General features: G+C 61.6%; 19 protein-coding genes. 2 read left to right on the forward strand and 17 right to left on the reverse strand.

Features of this window, described 5'->3' with window-relative positions:
• Positions 1-4: 4 nt before the first annotated feature.
• From DMY87_RS06780 to DMY87_RS06805, 6 genes are all read right to left on the reverse strand, one after another.
• On the reverse strand, positions 5-766 hold the full coding sequence (locus tag DMY87_RS06780; RefSeq protein WP_110790548.1) for a sugar phosphate isomerase/epimerase family protein: 762 nt from the start codon (positions 764-766) through the stop codon (positions 5-7).
• Between the two features lie 61 nt (positions 767-827).
• Entirely contained in the window at positions 828-3,287 is a 2,460-nt protein-coding gene (locus DMY87_RS06785) for a beta-mannosidase (protein WP_110790549.1), read from the reverse strand.
• Positions 3,288-3,347: 60 nt separating this feature from the next.
• Positions 3,348-4,436 (reverse strand): ABC transporter ATP-binding protein, encoded by a 1,089-nt coding sequence (locus tag DMY87_RS06790; protein WP_110790550.1) that lies wholly within the window; start codon positions 4,434-4,436, stop codon positions 3,348-3,350.
• Positions 4,437-4,440: 4 nt separating this feature from the next.
• Entirely contained in the window at positions 4,441-5,385 is a 945-nt protein-coding gene (locus DMY87_RS06795; RefSeq protein WP_110790551.1) for a carbohydrate ABC transporter permease, read from the reverse strand.
• Positions 5,378-6,280 (reverse strand): carbohydrate ABC transporter permease, encoded by a 903-nt coding sequence (locus DMY87_RS06800; RefSeq protein ID WP_110790552.1) that lies wholly within the window; start codon positions 6,278-6,280, stop codon positions 5,378-5,380. Before DMY87_RS06800 ends, DMY87_RS06795 begins: the two co-directional genes overlap by 8 nt.
• Before the next feature lie 165 nt (positions 6,281-6,445).
• On the reverse strand, positions 6,446-7,681 hold the full coding sequence (locus DMY87_RS06805; protein WP_110790553.1) for an ABC transporter substrate-binding protein: 1,236 nt from the start codon (positions 7,679-7,681) through the stop codon (positions 6,446-6,448).
• A gap of 449 nt (positions 7,682-8,130) precedes the next feature.
• On the opposite strand from DMY87_RS06805, the gene DMY87_RS06810 reads away from it, so the two are divergent.
• Positions 8,131-9,162: a LacI family transcriptional regulator gene (locus DMY87_RS06810; RefSeq protein WP_110790554.1), complete on the forward strand. Its 1,032-nt coding sequence runs from the start codon at positions 8,131-8,133 to the stop codon at positions 9,160-9,162.
• Between the two features lie 61 nt (positions 9,163-9,223).
• Here the strand turns inward: DMY87_RS06810 and DMY87_RS06815 are convergent, their stop codons facing one another.
• The 10 genes from DMY87_RS06815 to ccoN all read right to left on the reverse strand — a co-directional run bounded on the left by DMY87_RS06815 (position 9,224) and on the right by ccoN (position 20,292).
• A complete protein-coding gene (locus DMY87_RS06815; RefSeq protein WP_165826167.1) occupies positions 9,224-10,402 on the reverse strand; it encodes a GGDEF domain-containing protein in 1,179 nt (392 codons plus the stop codon).
• Positions 10,403-10,646: 244 nt separating this feature from the next.
• Positions 10,647-12,068: an NADP-dependent phosphogluconate dehydrogenase gene (gene gndA, locus DMY87_RS06820; protein WP_110790556.1), complete on the reverse strand. Its 1,422-nt coding sequence runs from the start codon at positions 12,066-12,068 to the stop codon at positions 10,647-10,649.
• A 99-nt stretch (positions 12,069-12,167) separates the two neighbouring features.
• Entirely contained in the window at positions 12,168-12,323 is a 156-nt protein-coding gene (gene ccoS / locus DMY87_RS06825; RefSeq protein WP_110790557.1) for a cbb3-type cytochrome oxidase assembly protein CcoS, read from the reverse strand.
• Complete coding sequence (locus DMY87_RS06830; protein WP_110790558.1) at positions 12,320-14,629, reverse strand: cation-translocating P-type ATPase; 2,310 nt, start codon at positions 14,627-14,629, stop codon at positions 12,320-12,322. Before DMY87_RS06830 ends, ccoS begins: the two co-directional genes overlap by 4 nt.
• 2 nt (positions 14,630-14,631) lie before the next feature.
• On the reverse strand, positions 14,632-15,120 hold the full coding sequence (locus DMY87_RS06835; RefSeq protein ID WP_110790559.1) for a FixH family protein: 489 nt from the start codon (positions 15,118-15,120) through the stop codon (positions 14,632-14,634).
• Positions 15,117-16,697 carry a cytochrome c oxidase accessory protein CcoG gene (ccoG, locus tag DMY87_RS06840; protein WP_425353486.1) on the reverse strand — a complete coding sequence of 527 codons (1,581 nt, stop codon included), beginning with the start codon at positions 16,695-16,697 and terminating at the stop codon, positions 15,117-15,119. The genes DMY87_RS06835 and ccoG overlap by 4 nt, the downstream gene beginning before the upstream one ends.
• A 175-nt stretch (positions 16,698-16,872) precedes the next feature.
• Entirely contained in the window at positions 16,873-17,739 is an 867-nt protein-coding gene (ccoP, locus tag DMY87_RS06845) for a cytochrome-c oxidase, cbb3-type subunit III (RefSeq protein ID WP_110790561.1), read from the reverse strand.
• Positions 17,740-17,742: 3 nt separating this feature from the next.
• Positions 17,743-17,895, reverse strand: a complete 153-nt coding sequence (locus DMY87_RS06850) for a CcoQ/FixQ family Cbb3-type cytochrome c oxidase assembly chaperone (RefSeq protein WP_062278494.1) — start codon at positions 17,893-17,895, stop codon at positions 17,743-17,745.
• A gap of 10 nt (positions 17,896-17,905) precedes the next feature.
• Complete coding sequence (ccoO, locus tag DMY87_RS06855) at positions 17,906-18,637, reverse strand: cytochrome-c oxidase, cbb3-type subunit II (protein ID WP_110790562.1); 732 nt, start codon at positions 18,635-18,637, stop codon at positions 17,906-17,908.
• An 11-nt stretch (positions 18,638-18,648) separates the two neighbouring features.
• On the reverse strand, positions 18,649-20,292 hold the full coding sequence (ccoN, locus tag DMY87_RS06860; RefSeq protein WP_110790563.1) for a cytochrome-c oxidase, cbb3-type subunit I: 1,644 nt from the start codon (positions 20,290-20,292) through the stop codon (positions 18,649-18,651).
• A gap of 236 nt (positions 20,293-20,528) precedes the next feature.
• Here ccoN and DMY87_RS06865 point away from each other — a divergent pair, with 236 nt between their 5' ends.
• Complete coding sequence (locus DMY87_RS06865) at positions 20,529-21,074, forward strand: hemerythrin domain-containing protein (RefSeq protein ID WP_245408845.1); 546 nt, start codon at positions 20,529-20,531, stop codon at positions 21,072-21,074.
• A 57-nt stretch (positions 21,075-21,131) separates the two neighbouring features.
• Here the strand turns inward: DMY87_RS06865 and DMY87_RS06870 are convergent, their stop codons facing one another.
• Positions 21,132-21,869 (reverse strand): PAS domain-containing protein, encoded by a 738-nt coding sequence (locus DMY87_RS06870; RefSeq protein WP_110790564.1) that lies wholly within the window; start codon positions 21,867-21,869, stop codon positions 21,132-21,134.
• Positions 21,870-21,937: the final 68 nt, after the last annotated feature.

Below are 21,937 nucleotides of genomic sequence, written 5' to 3' on the forward strand. Positions count from 1 at the left end.
TGGATTAGTAGGTGTTGAAGGATGCGATCGAGCGGGTGATCAGCCGGTCGATGTCTTTGGGGTTGTCGTGCTCGACGACGAAGTGCTTGACGCGGGTGGATTTGAGCGCCGCGATCAACCCCTTCCAGTCGACGGTGCCATGGCCGACATCGGCCCAGCCATCTTCATCGGTATTTTCCCCCGCCGGTGCGATGTCCTTCACATGCACGGCGCTGATGCGCTCGCCGTAGCTTTCGATCCAGGCGAAGGGATCGGCCTTGCCACGGATAACCCAGGCGATATCGGCCTCCCAGTCGAGCTCGGGACCGCCGGCGAAGATCTGTTCCTGCGGTGTCGAACCATCCGGCAATGCGGCGAACTCGAAATCGTGATTGTGCCAGCCGAAGACGAGGCCGGCATCGCGCAGCGGCTTGCCGGCGGCCTGCAGGCGCTGGCCGAAGGCGAACCAGCCACTCGCATCCGTCGGGCGCTGGTCGGGCATCAGATAGGGGCAGTAGACCGCCTCGATGCCGAGCGTCTTTGCAATTTTGATGACGCGGGCAGGATCATTCTCGATCATATCGAGGCCGAAATGCGCGGTCGGCATGGTGAGGTGGTTCTGGTCGAGTTCCTTACGGAAGGCATCAAGTTCGCCATCGGCAAGCGAGGCGTAAAGCGCGCCGTAACCTTCGACCTCACCGTAACCAGCGGCCTTGAGTTTGGGATAGATGCCGCTGAAGGGCTGGAAATTGCGGGCGCTGTAGAGCTGGAAGCCGAGCGTCGTCATGGGTAGTCTCCTCCTCGTTTGGTCCTGGATCGGGCGCCCAGGACCTTGGACATGATGGCTGTCAGTCCGCCGACTGGCAGGTGTAGAGATCGTAGATGCGGAAATCCGGTACGGTGCCTGCGGGTAGCGCTGCCGCCGGGGTGAAATAGATGCGGCGGCTCTCACCGGCCGAGAGGTCGAAGGCGTTGTCGGAGTAACGGCCGGCAGTCTGGCTTTCGAGCATGACGAAGAGCGCCAGACCATGGGCCGTAACCGTGATCTCGAAACCTCCGTCGACCGTCGGGACAACCGTGGTTTCGAGACGTGACGGTTCAAGATCGAGCGACTTGTAGGTGCCATTGAGGAAATGCCCCTCCCCGCTCATGCCGTTGGAGGCAATGAAGCTCCAGGCGAGCAAGCCGTCGGCCGGGATTTCGCTGGCATCAAGCGTGACCAGCACGTCGGCGGCGTCAGGGCCACAATCGCCCTGCACGCTTTTGAGAGGAATGCGGTCGCCCGACAGCGTCAGCACGAAGAGATTGGCGTCGATCGTGACGGCGTCCAGCGTGTCGTTCACCATGGAGAGAGAAATGCTCGTGCCGTCCTCTGCGGGAATGGCTGCAACCGCGACCGGCTGGAAGAAGCGACGCACCATGTAATGCATGGCCTTCCAGCTGCCGCCGTAATCGAGGCTGGACCAGGAGGCGACCGGCCAGGTGTCGTTGAGCTGCCAGTAGATTGTACCCATGCAATGCGGTTTCAGCGACCGCCAGTATTCGACAGCCGTCTTGATGGCGAGGCCCTGCTGGATCTGGCTCAGATAGACGAAATTGGCAAAATCCTTGGGGAAGCGGAAATAGCGGAACATGGTGCCCGCAATGCGCTCGTTGCCGCCGGCATTCTTCTGGTGCAGCTCGATAACAGGCGAGGCAATGTTCATGTCGGCCTTGTCGGCGAAGCTCTCGATGACAGGCAGCGAGGTATAGGACTGGAAGCCGAATTCCGAGCAGAAGCGCGGTTTGACAGTTCGGTAATTATCGAAACTCTTGTTCTCGTGCCAGACCGACCAGTAATGCATGTCGCCGGAACCGTCGGCATGCCAGGCATCGCCGTAGTCGAGATAGCCGGAGGCCGGGCTCGACGGCCACCAGATGCCCTGCGGAAAGGTTTTCTTGACCCCCTGCTCAATGGTGCGGTTGAGCCGGTCATAGGCGACGAGGTAACGGTCGCGGTTGTCGCGGGATTCGGGAAACCAGGTGAGCGCGCCGACAAGCTCGTTGTCGCCGCACCAGATGACGATCGAGGCGTGGCTGGAGAGGCGCTTGACCTGGTATTCGACCTCGTGGGCGACATTGTCGAGGAAGTCCTCGGTGCAAGGGTAGAGATTGCAGGCGAACATGAAGTCCTGCCAGACCATCAGGCCGAGCCGGTCGCAGAGATCGTAGAACCAGTCGGCCTCGTAGAAGCCACCGCCCCAGATGCGGATCATATTCATATGCGCGGCGACGGCCGAGTTCAGGAGGTCGGTGGTCTTCTCCTCGGACGAACGCGAAAACAGCGCATCGGCCGGGATCCAGTTGGCGCCGCGGCAGAAGATCTCGCGACCATTGACCTTGAGCGCGAAGCGGCTGCCCGCTTCATCCGGATCGGTCAGAAGTTCGACGGTGCGCAGTCCGATCTGGCGCGTGACAGTTTCGCCCGGCAGGTCGACAGTCAGCGTGTACAGCGCCTGTTCGCCGGAGCCCAATGGCCACCAGAGACGCGGGTTTTCGATTTCGAAAACATGCACCACCTTGGTCTCACCGGCCGAAATGCCGACATCGAGGCGCACGCGCTCGTCATCGAGAGCAAAATGCACGGCCACGACGGCGGGCTCTGCCGCATAGATGGTAGCGGTAACTTTGAGCTCCACGTGGCCATCGGCATGATGAACCTGCTCGCTCTCCACATGCTCGATACGCGCCGGGTCGAGTTTCTTCAGCGACAGCGTGCCATAGACACCGAAGGGAGCGATGGCGATGTTCCAGTCCCAGCCGAAATGGCATTGCGGCTTGCGCAACATATTGCCGTTCGGGATCGGGCAATTGCCGGTCGAATAGGGGATGTAGAAGGGCTGCCGCGCCTGGCGCTCGGCCCCGGCCGTGATGTTGGAATGAAAGTGGATGCGGATCGTGTTTTCACCCGGCAGCAAGGCCTGGGTTACATCGGGGCGATAACGGCGGAAACAATTGTCGGCAGACAGCACCGGCACGTCGTTGACGAAGACGACGGCGACCGTGTCGAGATAGTCGATGTCGAGATACCAGTCACCGGAGACGTCCGACAGCGCAAACCGGCGCTCCAGCGACCACTCACGCTCGGCAACCCATTGAACGACATCCTCGTTGCGTCCGAAATAGGGATCGGGAATGACGCCGGCCGCCGCGAGCGCCGAATGCACGTCGCCGGGAACGGCCATGGCCACTCCGTGTTCGCCATCCGCAGACGAAAGCTGCCATTCGCCGTGAAGATTGATGAGGCCGCCGCTTGCCGTCGAGTCCATTCCAGTCGTCCTTGCAGAAGAAAAAGACGCCCCGGCCAAGGCCGGGACGTGGGGAGATCGTCAGATGCGCTCTTCGGTCTTGGCGTCGAACAGCGAGGCCACGCTCATGTCGAAGCCGAGGCGAACCTTGGCGCCAGGCGCGTAGCGGCGGGTCCCGCCAATCCGCACGGACAGCGTATGACCGGCATGTTTGAGCCAGAGCAGGTTGTCGGCGCCCATCGGCTCTTCGATATCGACGGTCGCCTCGTGAAGCTCGGTGATGCCGTTTTCCTCATCGACCCTGATATGCTCCGGCCGGACACCCAGGATGACCTTGCGTCCGCCGACCAGCGGCTCTTCCGAGACATAACCGTTCAACGAGAACAGCACGTCATGGGTGCGGAAATACACCTGTCCGCCTTCGTTGATCAGTTCGCCATGCAGGAAGTTCATCGAAGGTGAGCCGATAAAGCCGGCGACAAAGAGGTTGTTGGGTCGGTTGTAGATCGTGCCCGGATCGGCCAGCTGCTGGATGACGCCGCTTTTCATGATGGCGATGCGATCGGCCAGCGTCAGCGCCTCGATCTGGTCATGGGTGACGTAGATCATCGTGTTCTTGAGGTTGTGATGCAAGCGCTTGATTTCGACGCGCAACTCCGAGCGCAGTTTGGCATCGAGGTTGGACAGCGGCTCGTCGAACAGGAAGACATCGACGTCACGGACCAGCGCACGGCCGATCGCGACGCGCTGGCGCTGGCCACCCGAGAGCGCCGAGGGCTTGCGGTCGAGCAGCGGACCAATCTGCAGGATGTCGGCGGCGCGCTGCACACGCTTTTCGATTTCGTCCTTCGGCATCTTGGCGACCTGCAGGCCGAAGGACAGGTTCTTCTTAACCGTCATCTGCGGGTAAAGCGCATAGGACTGGAAGACCATGCCGATGCCGCGGTCCTTGGGCTCTTCCCAGGTGACGTTCTTGCCCTTGATGAAGATCTGTCCGTCTGTCGGCTCCAGCAGACCGGCAATGCAGTTGAGAAGCGTGGACTTGCCGCAGCCGGACGAGCCGAGCAGGACGAGAAACTCCCCTTCGGCAATGTCGAGATTGAGGTTTTCCAGCACCTTGACGGCGCCGAAGCTCAACGAGAGGTCCTTGATCGATACACTGTGCGACATGAGCTTAACCCTTGACTGCGCCGGCGGCGATGCCCCGGACGAACAGGCGTCCGGAAATGAAGTAGACGATGAGCGGCACGGCGCCGGTGAGCAACGTTGCGGCCATGTTGACGTTGTATTCCTTCACGCCCTGAACCGAGTTGACGATATTGTTGAGCTGCACCGTCATCGGGTAATATTCGGGCCTGGTGAAGACGACGCCGAACAGGAAGTCGTTCCAGATCCCGGTGATCTGCAGGATCATCGCGACGACGAAGATCGGCAGCGACATCGGAAGCATGATCCGGAGGTAAATCTGCCAGAACCCTGCCCCGTCGATGCGGGCTGCCTTGAAAAGCTCTTCCGGCAGCGAGGTGAAGTAGTTGCGGAAGAGCAGCGTCAGGATCGGCATGCCGAAGATAGTGTGCACGATGACAAGGCCGGTCAGGGTGCCGTAGATGCCGAGTTCGCGCAGCACGATGACGATCGGGTAGATCATCACCTGATAGGGAATGAAGGCGCCGATGATCAGGATGGTGAAGAAGAGTTCGGCCCCCTTGAAGCGCCAGTTGGCGAGCGCATAACCATTGACCGAGGCGATCAGGATCGAGATCAGCGTCGAGGGCACGGTGATGCGCACCGAGTTCCAGAAGCCACGCGACAGGCCATCGCAATTGAGGCCGGTGCAGGCGGTGGCCCAGGCCTTGACCCAGGGCTCGAAGGTGATTTCGACGGGCGGCGAGAAGATATTGCCGAGGCGGATTTCCGGCATGCCCTTCAGCGAGGTCACGATCATCACGTAGAGCGGGATCAGATAGTAGATCGCAAAGAAGATCAGGGATCCGTAGAGCATGATGTTGCGCCCGGAAAAGGTGCGCTTCGGCTTGGCGCCACGCGGACCTGTGCCCATGCGATCGGAAACGGCATCGAAACCGGCGGCGGCGGTGTTGAGGGAACCGGGATTAGCCACGCTTCTTTCCTCCGAATTCGAGATAGGCCCAGGGGATGATGACGATGGCAACCGTCAGCAGCATCATGGTGGAGGCGGCGAAGCCCTGGCCGAGGTTCTGCGCCTGGAACATGTAGTCGTAGACGTACTTTGCCGGCACTTCGGAGGCGATGCCAGGGCCGCCACTGGTCTGAGCGACGACGAGGTCATAGAGGCGGACAATGCCCGAGGTGATGATGACGAGGGTCGTGATGAAGACCGGCCGCATCATCGGAATGATGATGAACAGATAGGTTTTCCACATCGGGATGCCGTCGACGCGCGCGGCCTTCCAGATATCCTCGTCGATACCGCGCAGACCTGCGAGCAGCAGACACATCACGAGACCCGTGCCCTGCCACAGCCCGGCGATCAGGATGCCGTAGATGACGATGTCGGAATTATAGAGCGGATTGAAGGTGAAGGTCTCCCAGCCCAGCGACCGGACGATCGACTGCACCCCGAAATCCGGGTTGAGGATCCATTGCCAGACGAGGCCGGTGACGATGAAGGAGAGCGCAAAGGGATAGAGGAAGATCGTGCGGAACGCATTCTCGAAGCGGATCTTCTGGTCCATCAGGGCGGCGAGCACGAAGCCGATCACCAGACTGAAGATCAGCGACAGAATGCCGTAGATCGCCAGATTCTGGATCGACATGACCCAGCGAGGGGCATCCCAGAGACGATCATACTGATCGAAGCCGACGAACTTCAGCCGCGGCAGGAGCTTCGAATTGGTGAAGGAATAAACCACCGTCCAGATGGTACCTCCGAGGAAAATGACCAGCGCGGTCAGAACCATCGGAATGGAAGCAATCTTGGCATTGAGATTGCGAAACAATTTGCTGGGTCGACCGGCATGCGACGTGCTCGCCATGGGTCAGTCCTCCTCGTCCTGGACACGGGCGATCGCACCAAGGCCGTCACGCTGACACGCACACGCATCCCGCACACAGCCGGCGGACGGGCTTTAGCGCCCCACCCGGTCGATAATGGCCAATGACCGGCCAGGGTCACCCCTGGCCGGTCACATCACCCGCGATCAGTCGGCGGAAGCGATGATGTCGACGAAGCGCTTCTGCGCATCCTCGACGGTCATGGACGTATTGGCGAAGAACTCGGAGAACAGGTCTTCCTTCTGCTTCTGGCTGTCGGCCGAGAGCAGCTGGTCCGTTCCCTCGATCACGTTCCCCTTGGCGAGGATGTCGAGCCCCTTCTTCATGCAGTCATTGGCAGCCGCCAGATCGACGTCGCCACGAACCGGAAGCGAACCCTTCTTCAGGTTGAAGGCGACCTGCGTTGCCGGCGCCAGAAGCGTGGCGGCGAGAACGTCCTGTGCGGCCGACTTTGCCTCGTCCTTCAGGACGGGGAAATAGAAGGCATCACCACCGGTCGAGATGATCTCGTTCACACCGAGGCCTGGCAGGCAGGTGTAGTCCTTGCCGGCAGTCTGGCCGGCGAGCGCGAATTCACCCTGCGCCCAGTCACCCATGATCTGGCCGGCAGCCTTGCCGGTGATCACGAGGTTGGTGGCCTGGTTCCAGTCCTGCACGTTCGAGCCCTTGGCCATCTTGCGGGCATCGTCGGCCGCCTTGAAGACCTTGGCGATTTCGGGGCCGGCTGCGGCGTCGGCATCCTTGTCCTTGAACACCTTGTAGAAGGTATCCTTCCCGGCGATGGCGACCATCAGCACATCAAACGCACCGGCGGACTGCCAGGGCTGGCCACCGACGGCAAGCGGAATGATGCCGGCCTTCTCGAGAGCCGGAGCGGCTGCGACGAATTCGTCCCAGTTCTTCGGCACGGGCACGCCAGCCTTTTCAAAGGCCGGGTTCGAAAGCCACAGCCACTGCCAGGAATGGATGTTGACCGGGGCGCAGTAGATCTTGCCGTCGATCGTGCAGCTGTCGAGCAGGCTCGCCGGCTTGATGATCTCTTTCCATTTCTCCTTCTCGGCGACGGCGGTCAGGTCTTTCATCAAGCCTGCTTCCACCAGCTCTTCGGCCTGACGGCCGTGGTTGAACTGGGTGGCGCCCATCGGATCGCCACCGGTGATGCGGCTGATCATGATCGGACGTGCGGTGCCGCCGGAACCGGCAATGGCGCCGTCGACCCACTTGTTGCCAGTGGCGTCGAAAGCCTTTGCGAGCTCGGCGACAGCTGCGGCTTCGCCGCCGGACGTCCACCAATGCGTGACTTCGAGATCGGTTGCCTGCGCCGCTGCGAACGGCATGACGACGGTTGCGGCCAAAGCTGCCGCGAAGCTACGGTAATTCATGAGTCTCCTCCCTCACTGAAACGTTGCCGGAAAAACTTATGTCAAAGATTTTTGGAGCGCAACCGTGCAACGGATAAAAAAATCTTTAGCCGCCGCGCACCCTTCTTCAAGCCCGTCGGACTTCGTGAAGGCACGGCGTGAAAAGAGTCAGCAATGCTGCAGTGCAATGGAATTTTTTCACATTTATCAGAAGCAATTAGCCGTAAAATCGGAAAAATATGCTGCATAACAGCAGAACGCGATTCCCCAACCCGATGCCCTTGGACAGGTGATTGAGATCACACCTCTGGTTGAACAGGTTCGCAGCGCAACATAAGAAAAGGCTCGACAAAACGACTGTATCGTTTCAGATTTTTCCCCTGCCCGATCGGGAGGAGCTTCGGGACGGCGGGTTTGCAGTCGGAGAAAAGCCAATTATAAGCGTGGCTTATGCGAGTGGCGGGAACACGATGACAGAACATCAGGGCAACGGCTTCACGGATCGGTCAGCGACGCCGAAGGAACGGCCGACGCTGAAGACGATCGCCTTCATGACCGGTCTCGGGATAACGACCGTGTCACGTGCGCTCAAGGATGCGCCCGACATCGGCGCGGAAACGAAAGAACGCGTGCGCATGGTTGCCCGACAGCTGGGCTATCAGCCGAACCGCGCTGGCGTGCGCCTGCGCACCGGCAAGACCAATGTCATCGCGCTGGTTCTCGGCATCGACGAGGAGATCCTGGGCTTTTCCAACCAGATGGTGGTCGGCATCTCGGAAGTCCTGTCCGGCACGCCTTACCACATCGTGGTCACACCCCATGCCCACACCAAGGATCCGATGTTGCCGGTGCGGTACATCCTGGAGACCGGGTCCGCCGACGGCGTGATCATCTCGCGCACCGAACCCGACGACGCGCGGGTGCAGCTGCTGATGGAGCAGAACATGCCGTTCGCCACCCATGGGCGGACCAACACGCGCGAGGCTCACCCCTATCACGACTTCGACAACGAGGCATTCGCCTACACCGCGGTCGAGCGCCTCGTGAACAAGGGCCGCCGCCGGATCGCGCTTCTGCCGCCGCCGAGCAAGCTGACCTATTACGAGCACACATTCACTGGCTTCATGCGTGGCCTGAAGGCCTTTGGCGCTGATGAAGTGCCGCTGCACATCAATATCGATGCGCCACTCGACCAGATCCGCGCACGGGTTCAGGACCTGATGAGCGGACCGGACGCGCCCGACGGGATCATCTCGTCATCCGGCAGCAGTGCCATTGCCGCCAATGCCGGGATCGAAGCGGCCGGACTGCGGATCGGCCGCGACCTCGACCTGGTCGCCAAACAGAGCACGCCGATCCTCAAATGGATCCGACCAGAAATCATTACCGTTCACGAGGATGTCCGCCAGGCCGGTCGCGAACTCGCCAAGGCGGTCATCGCCCGCATCGACGGTGTGGAACCACAGCTGTTACAGAGCATCAGCGAGCCACGCTGGGACTGATGCGGCTGCCTGCGGGCGGCTGACACGAAAGCGGCAGGGAGGATCCCCTGCCCGCTCCCTCTCATGCATAGGACGGGCGGTCACCCTCGTGCCAGACGACGACGGCATTGCGGCCGTTGACCTTGGCCGAATGCAGGGCCGCATCGGCACGCTTCAGCAACTCGTCCGGCGTCACCTGCATCGCGCCATGAGCAACGCCGACACTGACCGTGACGCTGACGAGGGCATCGCCGAGCGTGAAGATCTGCTGCGCGACGCTCTCGCAGATCACATGGCCGAGCGCTTCCGCCTTTTCCAGATCGCAGAACGGGATATAGGCCGCAAATTCCGCACCGGCGAGACGGCCGAGAAGCGCGTGTTGCGGCAGTTCCCGCGCAATGAGATCGGCGCAAGTCTTCAGAACGTGATCGCCGCCGGAGTGGCCAAAACGATCGTTGATCCGCTTGACGTGGTCAACGTCGACATAGAGGAAGGCTCCCTCGCCGCGAACCTTGACGGACAGGGTCTGCAGCATTTCGAGAAACGTCCCGCGATTGACGAGGCCCGTCAGCGTGTCCGTCGACGCGGCCCAGCGGCTTTCGAGTTGCAGCCTCTCCTTGATGAGAAGATAGGCGGCAATACCGGCAATGACGCCATGCAGCAGCAGTTCCACTGCAAACAAACCGTACCAGATCGGTTGCGAGAGGGTCGGGTTGCCCTCGCCCGCCACAGGCCAGATCAGGGCGGCCGGAACCGCAAGCAGCGCCACCGCACCATGCGCGGCAAACCACATCATGATCATACGGCGGGCCGGCAGATGCTCTTCGCGCACCGACAGCCGATGCTCGTAGACGACCAGACCTGCATAGGCCGCCGTCAGCACGCCGGACAGGGCCAGGCGCGCCGCAATATCTTCTTGAAAAATCGGCACAATCGTCGTCAGCGCCATCCACAGGAGCGGGCCGGCGGAAGCAAGATTGAGGTCAACCGAACGATGATCGAAACGACGGAGCCCCTGCCACGCCAGCGCAAGCCCCATCAGCACGAGCCCCGGCCCGATGGTGACGCTGCCAAGGCTATAGCTACCGGCATAAAATGCCATGAGCAGCAGGCCGATCGCCGCACTGCCGCAGGAGGCCGACCAGACCAGGAACTCCTGGCGCTGCGGCTCCGTGCGCCAGTTGCGCCAGAAAAGAAAACTCATCACCGCCTGCACCACGAAACCGCTGAACATGATGCTCGGGATGTTTAAAAATGACATAGAGAAAGCCTCGATTGCGTGCGACGACATTAACCGCACGACAACGCTAGGGCGCAGTTCTTAACCACTGATCAATGCGATCGTTAGGATTTGAGCCAGAGCAGCTTCTTCCCGCTATTTTCCGCTGCACGCACAACGTGCTGCACCAATTCGCACCCGCTGCGCACTGTGTTCGGTAGTATCGCAAGCAAAAAAGCCCGCCCCTGAGGGGACGGGCCGCGAATCACATGTGATCGATATTGGATCAGAACTGACCGGCCCAGGGACCGTGGTGAATGTCCTTGCCATCGAGACGATCGAACCCATGGGCGCCGAAGAAGTCACGCTGCGCCTGGATGAGGTTCGCCGTGCCCCGGCCACGACGATAGGTGTCGAAGTAGGAGAGCGCGGACGCGATCGCCGGAACCGGCAGGCCGGAAAGCGCGGCATGGGCAACGACGCGACGAAGCGCGCCGTCGGTTTCCTTGACCATGGCGGCGAAGGCCGGCGTCACGACGAGGTTGGGTACATTCGGGTCCTTGGTGAAGGCCGAGGTGATCTCGTCGAGGAACTGCGAGCGAATGATGCAGCCGGCGCGCCAGATGCGGGCGATCGTCGGCATCGGCAGCGACCAGTTGAACTCGGCGGACGCGGCCGACATCACGGCAAAGCCCTGCGCATAGGCGGCGAGCTTGGCGGCGAGCAGCGCGTTTTCGAGGTCAGCGATGAAGGCCGCCTTGTCCTCAGGCGCCTCGGCAAGCGCCGGCAGCCCGAAGAGTTTTTCAGCGGCCATGCGCTCTTCGCGCAGCGACGACAGGACACGGCCGGCAACGGCAGCTTCGATGCCGCTGGCGGCCACCGCCAGGTTCTGCGCCTCGATCGCCGACCACTTGCCGGTACCCTTCTGACCGGCGGCATCGACGATGATATCGACCATGGGCTTGCCGGTTTCCGGATCGGTGGCCTTCAGCACCTTTTCGGTGATCTCGATCAGGTAGGAATTGAGGCGCCCCTTGTTCCACTGGCCGAAGATCTCGCCGATCTCCTGGGCCGACAGATTCAACCCGTCACGCAGGATGCCGTAGACTTCGGCGATCATCTGCATGTCGGCATATTCGATGCCGTTGTGGATCGTCTTGACGAAGTGACCGGCGCCATCGGTGCCGAGCCAGGCGACGCAAGGGTCGCCATTGAACTTGGCGGCGATCGAGGTCAGCACCGGTTCAACGCGCTTCCAGCTCTCCTCGGTGCCGCCGACCATGATCGACGGGCCGTGGCGGGCACCTTCTTCGCCGCCGGACACGCCCATGCCGATGAAGGTGAAGCCGGTTCCGGCAAGCTTTTCGAAGCGGGCGACGGTGTCGCGGAAATTGGCATTGCCGGCATCGATCATGATGTCGTTCTGGGCGAGATGCGGCATCAGGGCCGCCATCTGCTGGTCAACGGCCTCACCGGCCTTGATCATGATGATGATCGGCCGAGGCGGGCGAATGGCCGCGACGAATTCTTCGATCGTGTGGCAGCCAATGATGCGGTCCGCAAGATCGCCGGCTTCGCCGAGGAATTCGTCCGTGCGGGCGGGAGTCCGGTTGAAGACCGCAATCCGATTGCCTTTTTCGGCAATGTTGAGCGCCAGATTGGAGCCCATGACACCCAGTCCGATCAGTCCGATTTCCGCCTGCTGCATAACGCGACCTCCGCATTCAAATCGATTAGAAGGCGCTTTGTCGCATCATGAATGCGGGGCGGCAAGAGCATTTCTTGATCAGGCGGTAAACAGACCGTATCACCCGGCAGGATGGTCCTCGTCCTCGGTGATGACCCGCCAGGCGGCACCGTCGAGATCGTCATACTGGCCGCTCTTCAACGACCAGAGAAACGCGAAGAGGCCGAGACCGCCCAAAAAGAGCGCGATCGGAATGAGGAAGATCAACATGTTCATGCGGCAAGCCTCGGGCCTATGGCGGCGGCGGCACGACTTTGCTCGCCGTCTCCGATATCTGACTGCGGCTCATCGAGCGCCAGACTGTTGAGCCTGAGCGCATTGGCAACAACGATGATCGACGACGTCGACATCGCGACCGCGGCGATCAACGGGGTGGCATAGCCGAGCAATGCGATCGGAACGGCAATCACGTTGTAACCGATGGCGAGCGCAAAATTTTCCCGGATCAGGCGACCGGCGCGACGCGACGCCTCGATGGCAAAGGGAACGGCGTCGAGCCCGTCGCGCATGAAGACGAAGTCGGCCGCCTGGCGCCCGACGTCGGCGGCGGTGGCAGGGGCCATGGACACATGGGCTGCCGCGAGCGCTGGCGCATCGTTGATGCCGTCGCCGACCATCAGAAGCTTTCGACCTTCGGCTGCGGCCTCCGCACAGGCCTCGGCCTTCTGACGCGGATTGAGACCCGAACGCCAGCTGTCGATCCCGAGTTCGCGGGCAATCTTGGCAACCACGACTGCCCGGTCGCCCGAGAGGATGCCGAGCCGGAACCCGGATGCCTTCAGCTGAGCAATTGAGTGCTGGGCGCGCGGGCGCAGGATGTCCTCGAAGTGGAACGTCGCGATTTCGGCACCATCTCGTGACAAGACGACTTCGGAATATGGCTTGGCAACCAGATCGGTCCTGGCCTCGCCGCAGGCAAAGGCACGATGGCCAAGCCGCCAGACGCCTTCAGAGGTGACGGCTTCAACCCCGGCCCCTGGCACCTCACGCACACCGTCGAAGCTGCGCGGCTGGAGCGTATAGGCGTTCCACAGCGCCCGCGACAGGGGATGGCGGGAATGCGCGGCAAGCCCTGCAGCGGTAGCAAAGGCGTCCGCCGAGACCGCTGGCCCCTCCACCAGACGCGGGCGCCCAAGCGTCAGCGTACCGGTCTTGTCGAAGGCGATTGCATCGACTTGCGCCAGCCGCTCCATGGCCGAACCGTCCTTGACCATGATGCCCGCCTTGAACAGCCGCCCGGCGGCCACGACCTGGACCACAGGCACGGCAAGACCCAGCGCACAGGGGCAAGTGATGATCAGGACGGCAATCGCAACCATCATCGCATGTTTCCAATCGCCGTCGTAGAGACCCCAGGTGACGAAGGACGTGATGGCGAGCAGATGCACGGCAGGCGAATAGAACTGGGCGGCGCGGTCGGCGATGCGCCGATAACGCGCCCTTCCCCCTTCGGCCGCCTCCATCAGATGGATAATCTCGGCCAGGAAGGAATTGGTGACGGTCGCGGTTGCCGAAATCGTCAGCGACCCGGTGAGGCTGAGTGTGCCCGCCTGCACGGCGCATCCAGGGCGCACGGACTGAGGCGCGCTTTCGCCGTTGACGATCGAGACATCGAGGTCGCTTTCACCTGAAATGACGATCCCATCGACGGGTATCCGGTCACCGGCCGCAATCGCAATCCGGTCGCCAATCCTGATATCCTCGACGGCGCGGTAATCCTGCACGCCAAACTCACCGATCACCATGGCTCCGCGCGGGCTCAGGCGCGCGAGGCCCGAAATGGCCGAGCGGGCCCGGTCGCGCATGACGTGGTCGAGCGTGCGGCCGATCAACAGGAAGAAGAGGAGCGAGGCCGTGGCATCGAAATAGGCGTGCTCACCGTGGTGCACGGTCTCCCACAGGGAGGCGGCATAGGAGAGCGTGATGCCGATCGCAATCGGCACATCCATGTTGGTGCGACCGTGTTTCACCGCGCTCCAGGCGGACTGGTAAAAGAACCGGCCGGCATAGATCAGCGCCGGTGCGGCAATCATCGCCGAGATCCAGTGGAACATGTCGCGGGTCGAGGCATCCGCGCCCGACCAGACCGAGACGGAGAGCAACATGATATTGGTCGCCGCAAAGCCGGAGACGGCCACCGCCCGGATCAACTGATTGCGCAGGGAATCGGAAGCCTCCTCGGCTGCGGTGAACAGATGCGATTCGTAGCCGGTGGAGGCAATGGCGCGTGGCAGCGAGACCGGATCGGTTTCCACCCCGTCGACGCTTTCCTTCCAAACCACAGAGACGCGTTTGGTCGACAGGTTGACCCTGGCACGCTCGACCTGCGGCAGGGCTTTCAGGGCGTGCTCGACCGTCGTGATGCAGGTGCCGCAATGAACGGCCGGCACACTGAGATCGACCTGCCAGAGGCCCGGTCCGACCGAGCGGCTCGACAGTTTCAATTCTTCGGCGGAGGGCAGCGCATGCCCTGCCCGCTCGATATCGAGCGCCCCTTCCGATCCGGCTGCACAGCAACTCATCGTCATTCTCCCGAAACGGCAATCCGGTGGGCTTCGTGCATGATCAGCTTTCCGTCCTTCTCGGCCTTGATCTCGACGATCCAGCTGCCGGCAAGAATGTCGCGGTCTGCGAGATAGACGCCATCGCCGGCGGGTGTCAGCACCTGCTCGAAATCCTGGTGTTCGCCGACAGGGCGCTTGAAATGCGCGATCACGCTGTCGGCCACGACAGGCACATTGCCCGGGAGCGTCAGGTGATAACGGATGCCATCGCGCTTGACGGCGAGTTCACCGTTGATGCCCGTTGCCAGCATCTGGCGGATGGCTTCGGTCTTGCCGTTGAACTGCTGGCTCGCGACATAGGTGTTCTGGACCACGAGCCCGCTCCAGGTCGACGTTGCGAGATAGGCCATGGTCACGTTGACTGCGATGATCACGCCGAAGAAGGCGACCATGACGGCCAGCATATGGCGGCCGGTGAAGGTGAACGGCTTGGCGGTTCTGGCGGTCATTTCTTGGCTCCCGGGGCATTGAAGATGGCGGAATAGGTGTCCTGCTCGGTGCTGTCCTTGTCCTTCGCCACGAAGGTGACCTCCTGGGTCGCGGTCTTGACGTAGGCGGCCGGCAACGTGACGAAAACCTTGAGCGTTGTGGCTTCATCCGGTTCGACGGAAACGGTGAAGGTGCGGGCCGGCGGCTCGTTGACGCCGTTGATCTTCATGACCGCCTCCGGCAGGCTGTCGAGCGACACTTCGATCTCGCGCGGCGTGGCGATCATGTTGAGGATGCGCACCGTGTAGCCGTTGCGGATCGATCCGTCCGATTCGAGCACGAATTGCGGATTGCGATCGTGCAGGACGTTGAGTTCGAGCCGATCCCGGCCGACCAGGGAGATCAGAAGGCCGATGCCGACCGCGCTCCACACGCCCATGTAGAGCAGTGTACGCGCGCGGAAGATCACGCGCCAGTCGAAGTGGCGGATCTTGTCGGAGAACGAGCCGTCGGCATTGCGGACATTGGCCGGCTGAACCGACGTGGTGTTGTCGTTGGTGGCAAGCGCCATGTTTGCCTGATACTCTTCGAGCGTGGCATAGGCGATCAGGCCGCGCGGCTTACCGATCTTGTCCATGACGCCGTCGCAGGCATCGATGCAGAGCGCGCAGGTGATGCATTCGAGCTGCTGCCCATCGCGGATGTCGATACCCATCGGACAGACGACGACACAGGCATTGCAGTCAACGCAATCGCCGACCGCTTCGCCGGCCGCAATCGCTTTCTTGGCATGCCGCGTGCGCGGCTCGCCGCGCCAGTCGTTATAGGTCACGACCAGCGACTTCTCGTCGAGCATGGCGGCCTGGATGCGCGGCCAGGGGCACATGTAGATGCAGACCTGCTCGCGCATCAGCCCGCCGAAGACATAGGTCGTGGCAGTCAGGATCGCGACGGTGATATAGGCGACCGGATCGGCCTGGCCGGTGAAGAACTCGACGGCAAGAGACGGCGCGTCCGCAAAATAGAAGATCCATGCACCACCAGTCGCGACGCCGATGGCAATCCAGGCCACATGTTTCGTCACCCGCTTCCAGATCTTGTCAAAGGTCCAGGTTGCGCCTTCGAGCTTGATGCGGGCATTGCGGTCGCCTTCAATGAAACGCTCGACGACCAGGAACAGATCGACCCACACGGTCTGCGGACAGGTATAGCCACACCAGGCGCGGCCGACCGCCGAGGTAATCAGGAAGAGGCCGAAACCCGCCATGACGAGCAGGCCGGCAACATAGATGAATTCCTGCGGCCAGATCTCGATGAAGAAGAAATAGAAGCGCCGATGAGCGATATCGATCAGCACGGCCTGGTCCGGCGCATAGGGACCACGGTCCCAGCGCAGCCAGGGCGTCAGGTAGTAGATCCCGAGGGTGATCGCCATGACGATCCACTTGAACTGCCGGAACTGCCCATTGGCCCGTTTGGGAAAGATCTTCTTGCGCGCTTCGTAGAGCGGGCGGCGGGTCTTGGCGGACATGACCGCCTCGGCCTCGTGTCTTTCGACGTCGACCGGATCGACGGCCTTGTTCTGATCGGCATGCATGTTCATGGCAGGAGAACCCTCTTCTGATGTTCGCCTTGTCCCACCTCGCCCGCCACCCCGCCTTGACTTAAGTCAAGCAGCGGCGAAGCGTCGCAATACATAGGATTATCGATATCAATAAACGAAGACGGGCCGCATCGAGGATGCGGCCCGCAGTGTTTGATCCCGTCCAGGCTTATTCGCCGCCGCCCAGCGAATGGACGTAAACGGTCAGCTGCTTGACCGTGCTATCCCCCAGACGCGCGGTCCAGGCCGGCATTACCCCGTGGCGCGGCTGGCGCACCTGGGCAGCAATTCCGGCTTCACCATCGACCTTCAGCCAGATGGCGTCAGCGAGGTTAGGCGCACCGAAGTCCCGTCCGCCCTTGGCGTCTTCGCCGTGGCAGGAGGCGCAGTTTTCCGCGAACACCGTCTTGCCCGGTTCGACCAGGGCGGCATCGCTCGGCGTGCCGGTGAGGCTGATGACATAGGCGGCAACCTGCTTGACCTGCTCGGCGTCGAGGATTTCGCCGAAGGCCGGCATTTCCGAGACGCGGGTGTCGGGATCGCCATCGTAACGAATGCCGTGGGCGATCGTGGTGTGGATCGATTCGAGATCCCCACCCCAGAGCCAGTCGTCATCGTTGAGGTTCGGATAGCCGGGACCACCGGCGGCACCCGAGCCGTGGCAAGGCGCGCAGTTGACCTTGAAGGCGGCGGCACCGCCGGCAATGGCGAACTGGTTGAGCTCCTTGTCAGCAACGATCTGGTCGAGTGGCAGCGCTGCGATCTTGTCCAGATAGACCATCTGCGACGTCTTGGCAGCCGCCAGTTCCTGTGCCACCTCGGCGCGGCTGGAATAACCGAGCAGCCCCTTGGTATTGCCGGTCAGAAGCGGCCAGGCCGGGTAGAACACCGTATAGGCGATCGCCCAGAGAATGGTCGCGTAGAAGGTATAGACCCACCAGCGCGGCATCGGATTGTTGAGTTCGCGAATGCCATCCCATTCATGGCCGGTGGTTTCGACGCCACTGATCTCGTCGATGTGTTTTTGGTCTGCCATTTTTCAATCCTCCTTGAGAGGGATGCTGGCCGCGTCGTCGGCCGACTTCTTGCCGCCGGGGCGGAGTGTGAAGACAACGACGCCGGCGAAGAACAGGGCCATCGCAAGCAGGCCCCAGCTGTCTGCGAAGTGACGCATGGCGGTATAGGTTTCCATGGGTCCCTCCTCAGCGGTAGCCAGTGGCGTCGTCATAGGTGGAGAAGTCCACCAGCGTGCCGAGCATCTGCAGATAGGCGACCAGCGCATCCATTTCGGAGAGCTGGGCCGGGTTGCCGTCGAAGTCGCCGACCTTGGCCTTGGGATAGCGGGCCAGAAGTCCCGACGTATCGGCATTCGGATCGGCCTGAGCGGCCAGATCGGCCGCCGCCAGTTCGACCATTTCATCCGAGTAAGGCACGCCGACCATGCGGTTTGCCTTCAGATCCATCTGGACATTGGTGACCTTGAGCGGGGTCTCCTTCAGGTAGGAATAGCTCGGCATGATCGATTCCGGCACGACGTCGCGCGGCTCGGTCAGGTGCTGGACGTGCCATTCGTTCGAATAGCGGTCGCCGACACGGGCGAGATCGGGGCCCGTGCGCTTCGAGCCCCACTGGAACGGATGGTCGTACATCGACTCCGCAGCCAGCGAGTAGTGTCCGTAGCGTTCGACCTCGTCCTTGAACGGCCGGATCATCTGGCTGTGACAGACATAGCAGCCTTCACGGATGTAGATGTTGCGGCCGGCCAGTTCGAGCGGCGAGTAGGGACGCATGCCCTCCACCTTTTCGATGGTGTTCTCCAGATAGAAGAGCGGGGCGATCTCGACGATGCCGCCGATGGTGACCACCAGAAGCGAACCGAGGAAGAGAAGGCTCGTGTTCTTCTCGAGGATTGCGTGTTTATCAAGAATGGACATGGGAGCCCTCCTCATTCAGCCGGCTGCAGGGCGGCGGGAGCAACCGATCCGGGGATCGGGGCTTCCTGGCGCTCATAGCCGAGGATGGTCATCAGGATGTTGTAGGCCATGATCAGGCTGCCGAGCAGGTACATGCCACCGCCGACTGCGCGCAGGACGTAGTAGGGGAACATGGCGGCAACCGATTCGGCGAACGAGTAGACCAGGAAGCCCTGGGCATCATATTCGCGCCACATCAGACCCTGCTGGATACCGGCAACCCAGAGCACGGCGGCATAGACCACGATACCGAGCGTGGCGAGCCAGAAGTGCCAGTTGACCAGGCGCAGCGAGTAGAGGCGGTTGCGGTTCCAGAGCTTCGGCGTCAGGTAGTAGATCGCGCCGAAGGAGATCATGCCGACCCAGCCGAGTGCGCCCGAGTGAACGTGACCGATGGTCCATTCGGTATAGTGGCTGAGCGAGTTGACGGCCTTGATCGACATCATCGGGCCTTCGAAGGTCGACATGCCGTAGAAGGCAATGGCGATAACCATCATGCGGATGATCGGATCGGTGCGGATCTTGTCCCAGGCGCCAGACAGCGTCATCAGACCGTTGATCATGCCGCCCCAGGAGGGCATCCAAAGCATGATCGAGAAGACCATCCCGAGCGTCTGCGCCCAGTCCGGCAGAGCCGTATAGTGCAGGTGATGGGGACCGGCCCAGATATACATGAAGATCAGGGCCCAGAAGTGGATGATCGACAGGCGGTAGGAATAAACAGGGCGACCGGCCTGCTTGGGCACGAAGTAGTACATCATGCCGAGGAAGCCTGCCGTCAGGAAGAAGCCGACGGCGTTATGGCCGTACCACCACTGCGTCAGCGCATCCTGCACGCCGGAGAAGACCGAGTAGCTCTTCACACCGAGGAACGAGACCGGGATCGCCAGGTTGTTGACGATATGCAGCATCGCGATGGTGACGATGAAGGCGAGATAGAACCAGTTGGCCACATAGATATGGCTTTCCTTCCGGGTCATGATCGTGCCCATGAAGGTGATCAGGTAGGCGACCCAGACGACGGTCAGCCAGAGATCCACATACCATTCCGGCTCTGCATATTCACGGCCCTGGGTGATGCCCAGCAGGTAGCCGGTGGCAGCCATGACGATGAAGAACTGATAGCCCCAGAACACGAACCAGCCGAGCGAACCGCCGAACAGGCGCTGACGCGAGGTGCGCTGGACCACATAGAAAGACGTGGCGATCAGGGCATTGCCGCCGAAGGCAAAGATGACGGCCGAGGTGTGCAGCGGACGCAGGCGGCCGAAATTCAGGAATGGCTCGATGTTGAGATCGGGAAAAGCCAGCTGCAGCGCCACGACGACGCCGACGAGAAAACCGACAACGCCCCAGAACACGGTAGCGATAACCCCGTATCGGACGACTTCATCGAAATACTCCGACTGGGACGCCTTCACCTGCACATTGGCGGAAGCGCCAGCCGTGGTCGGTGCGAACGTCATCCGCCGAAGCATCACGATCGTGCCGGCGGTGAGCACGAAGAAGGCAACCCACATATGGGCTGCGAAAAGGCTGTCATGGGTGAAGGCCACCCCGAGCAGCGCGGCGAAGGCGAGGACCGCCATCACCAAAGTCTCGACAGTATAGTTCATTGTTGGAATCCCCCAACGGCTTGCTGATCTCATCGCGAGGTATCCGCTCCCGAAGGAGAATCCTCTCGCGTCGACTGCACCATTCGCATCGGCAGGGGCAAACCACCTTGATCCAAGTCAATGCGGCTTCTCCTAAAATTCGCGACCTTCTGCTTCGCATCCGGGTTTGCGGGCTCTCGGGCCAGGTTCGGGAGCAATCGCGGAATGGCCCGGCACGCGTGTCTAGGAGTGCGGGCGTGCTGCTGATCGGTACGCCGTTGGAGAAATCGGACATGCTCACCACCACGACCACATATTCGGCCGGCCCGACCGAGGCGAAGACCGGAAATGCCCGTCTCGATTCGGGGCAGCGCACGCTCGACTGGCTTTACCGGGCCCATGAAGAGCAGCTCGCTCTCTGCCAGGAGCTCGAGGACATCGCCGACTCCCTGCCGGCGAGCGTCAACAGGCAGAAATGCATCTATGCAGCGAAGGCTCTGGGGCCCCTGATCAAGGGCATTCACCACTATGAGGAAACGGTGCTCTTCCCGCACCTGCAGGCACGTCCGGAAGCCAACGACCACCTCTCCACGACGCTCGAACGTCTGAAGTTCGAACATTGCGAAGACGAGTGTTTTGCGGAGGAACTGACCGACGCGCTGCTGCGGCTGGGCTCAGGCGCCGCCGTCAACATGGAGGCTGTCGGCTACATGCTGCGAGGTTTCTTCGAAGGGCTGAGACGCCACATCGCCTTCGAACGCGAACATCTGCTGATGGGAGTGGGCCAGGAAGGCATGCTGTAGCCAAAGGCATCTGTCCGCTGACCGGTTTCCGTGTCAGGCAGATTGCCCAGATCAGGCTCAGGCCGCGATATCACCGACCATCGGCGCTGCATCGCCGAAAGTCAGCACGGCGCCGCTGACCAGTCCCTGCGCTGCCCGCAACGGACTATAGCGTGCGCGAAGCACGATCCGGCCATCCATAGCAGAACGGAACACGGCGGAGAGCGCCCCCACTCGGCCGGAGAACGCCAGATCCAGCGCCTCGCGCATGGGTTCGCGGACTTCGGGCTCAAGGCGAACCTCGAACACACTCTGCCCGATCAGATCCATCTGGGCGGCACCCAGCATCTGTGCCATCGGCGGATTGGCGAAGAGGTAGCGGTAGTCGCGCGTCACCACGGCAATCCGCTCGGGCAGATTGTTGAGGATGGTCTCGTTCAGCATCTCTTCGTCATCGGCAACCGGCGCGTCCATTGCGGCCGGTGACCAGACTGCGGTCGCGGCATGCCCGCGGCGCGGTCCGAAATAGCGTTCGACCAGCAAGGAAAGCGTGGAGGCATGGCGAAGCACGCAGGCGCGGTCGTCCGCGTCTTCCCGAAGGAATGTCGTCACCAGACGCATCTGCAGGTAGATGTCATCCGTATGGCTCGCCCGGTAACTGATCAGTTCCGTCAGAAGAGGATCGATTTCACGGTCGAGCGCCCTGACCAACTCATCGTTTCCGTTCCGGATCGCCTGCTGCAACTGACGATTCTTCACCGACACCGCGTCTGACAACAGGCGCAGATTTACATCTCGGAATTCGCCAATGGACATCCACCACCTCACGCATCAGTGTGACAAACATCGACGCGCCGTCACACAGTTCCTGTGCGGTGCCGTAA

It is taken from the genome of Peteryoungia wuzhouensis, assembly GCF_003205195.1.
In the GTDB taxonomy this organism is placed as follows: domain Bacteria; phylum Pseudomonadota; class Alphaproteobacteria; order Rhizobiales; family Rhizobiaceae; genus Allorhizobium; species Allorhizobium wuzhouense.

Coding starts and splice junctions, on each gene's coding strand:
- DMY87_RS06810 (WP_110790554.1), top strand. CDS start 8,131: ATGACAGAACATCAGGGCAACGGCTTCACGGATCGGTCAGCGACGCCG.
- DMY87_RS06800 (WP_110790552.1), bottom strand. CDS start 6,280: ATGGCGAGCACGTCGCATGCCGGTCGACCCAGCAAATTGTTTCGCAAT.
- DMY87_RS06805 (WP_110790553.1), bottom strand. CDS start 7,681: ATGAATTACCGTAGCTTCGCGGCAGCTTTGGCCGCAACCGTCGTCATG.
- DMY87_RS06870 (WP_110790564.1), bottom strand. CDS start 21,869: ATGTCCATTGGCGAATTCCGAGATGTAAATCTGCGCCTGTTGTCAGAC.
- DMY87_RS06780 (WP_110790548.1), bottom strand. CDS start 766: ATGACGACGCTCGGCTTCCAGCTCTACAGCGCCCGCAATTTCCAGCCC.
- ccoP (WP_110790561.1), bottom strand. CDS start 17,739: ATGGCAGACCAAAAACACATCGACGAGATCAGTGGCGTCGAAACCACC.
- ccoN (WP_110790563.1), bottom strand. CDS start 20,292: ATGAACTATACTGTCGAGACTTTGGTGATGGCGGTCCTCGCCTTCGCC.
- ccoO (WP_110790562.1), bottom strand. CDS start 18,637: ATGTCCATTCTTGATAAACACGCAATCCTCGAGAAGAACACGAGCCTT.
- DMY87_RS06790 (WP_110790550.1), bottom strand. CDS start 4,436: ATGTCGCACAGTGTATCGATCAAGGACCTCTCGTTGAGCTTCGGCGCC.
- DMY87_RS06815 (WP_165826167.1), bottom strand. CDS start 10,402: ATGTCATTTTTAAACATCCCGAGCATCATGTTCAGCGGTTTCGTGGTG.
- DMY87_RS06850 (WP_062278494.1), bottom strand. CDS start 17,895: ATGGAAACCTATACCGCCATGCGTCACTTCGCAGACAGCTGGGGCCTG.
- ccoS (WP_110790557.1), bottom strand. CDS start 12,323: ATGAACATGTTGATCTTCCTCATTCCGATCGCGCTCTTTTTGGGCGGT.
- DMY87_RS06785 (WP_110790549.1), bottom strand. CDS start 3,287: ATGGACTCGACGGCAAGCGGCGGCCTCATCAATCTTCACGGCGAATGG.
- ccoG (WP_425353486.1), bottom strand. CDS start 16,697: ATGCATGCCGATCAGAACAAGGCCGTCGATCCGGTCGACGTCGAAAGA.
- DMY87_RS06835 (WP_110790559.1), bottom strand. CDS start 15,120: ATGACCGCCAGAACCGCCAAGCCGTTCACCTTCACCGGCCGCCATATG.
- DMY87_RS06830 (WP_110790558.1), bottom strand. CDS start 14,629: ATGAGTTGCTGTGCAGCCGGATCGGAAGGGGCGCTCGATATCGAGCGG.
- gndA (WP_110790556.1), bottom strand. CDS start 12,068: ATGCAGCAGGCGGAAATCGGACTGATCGGACTGGGTGTCATGGGCTCC.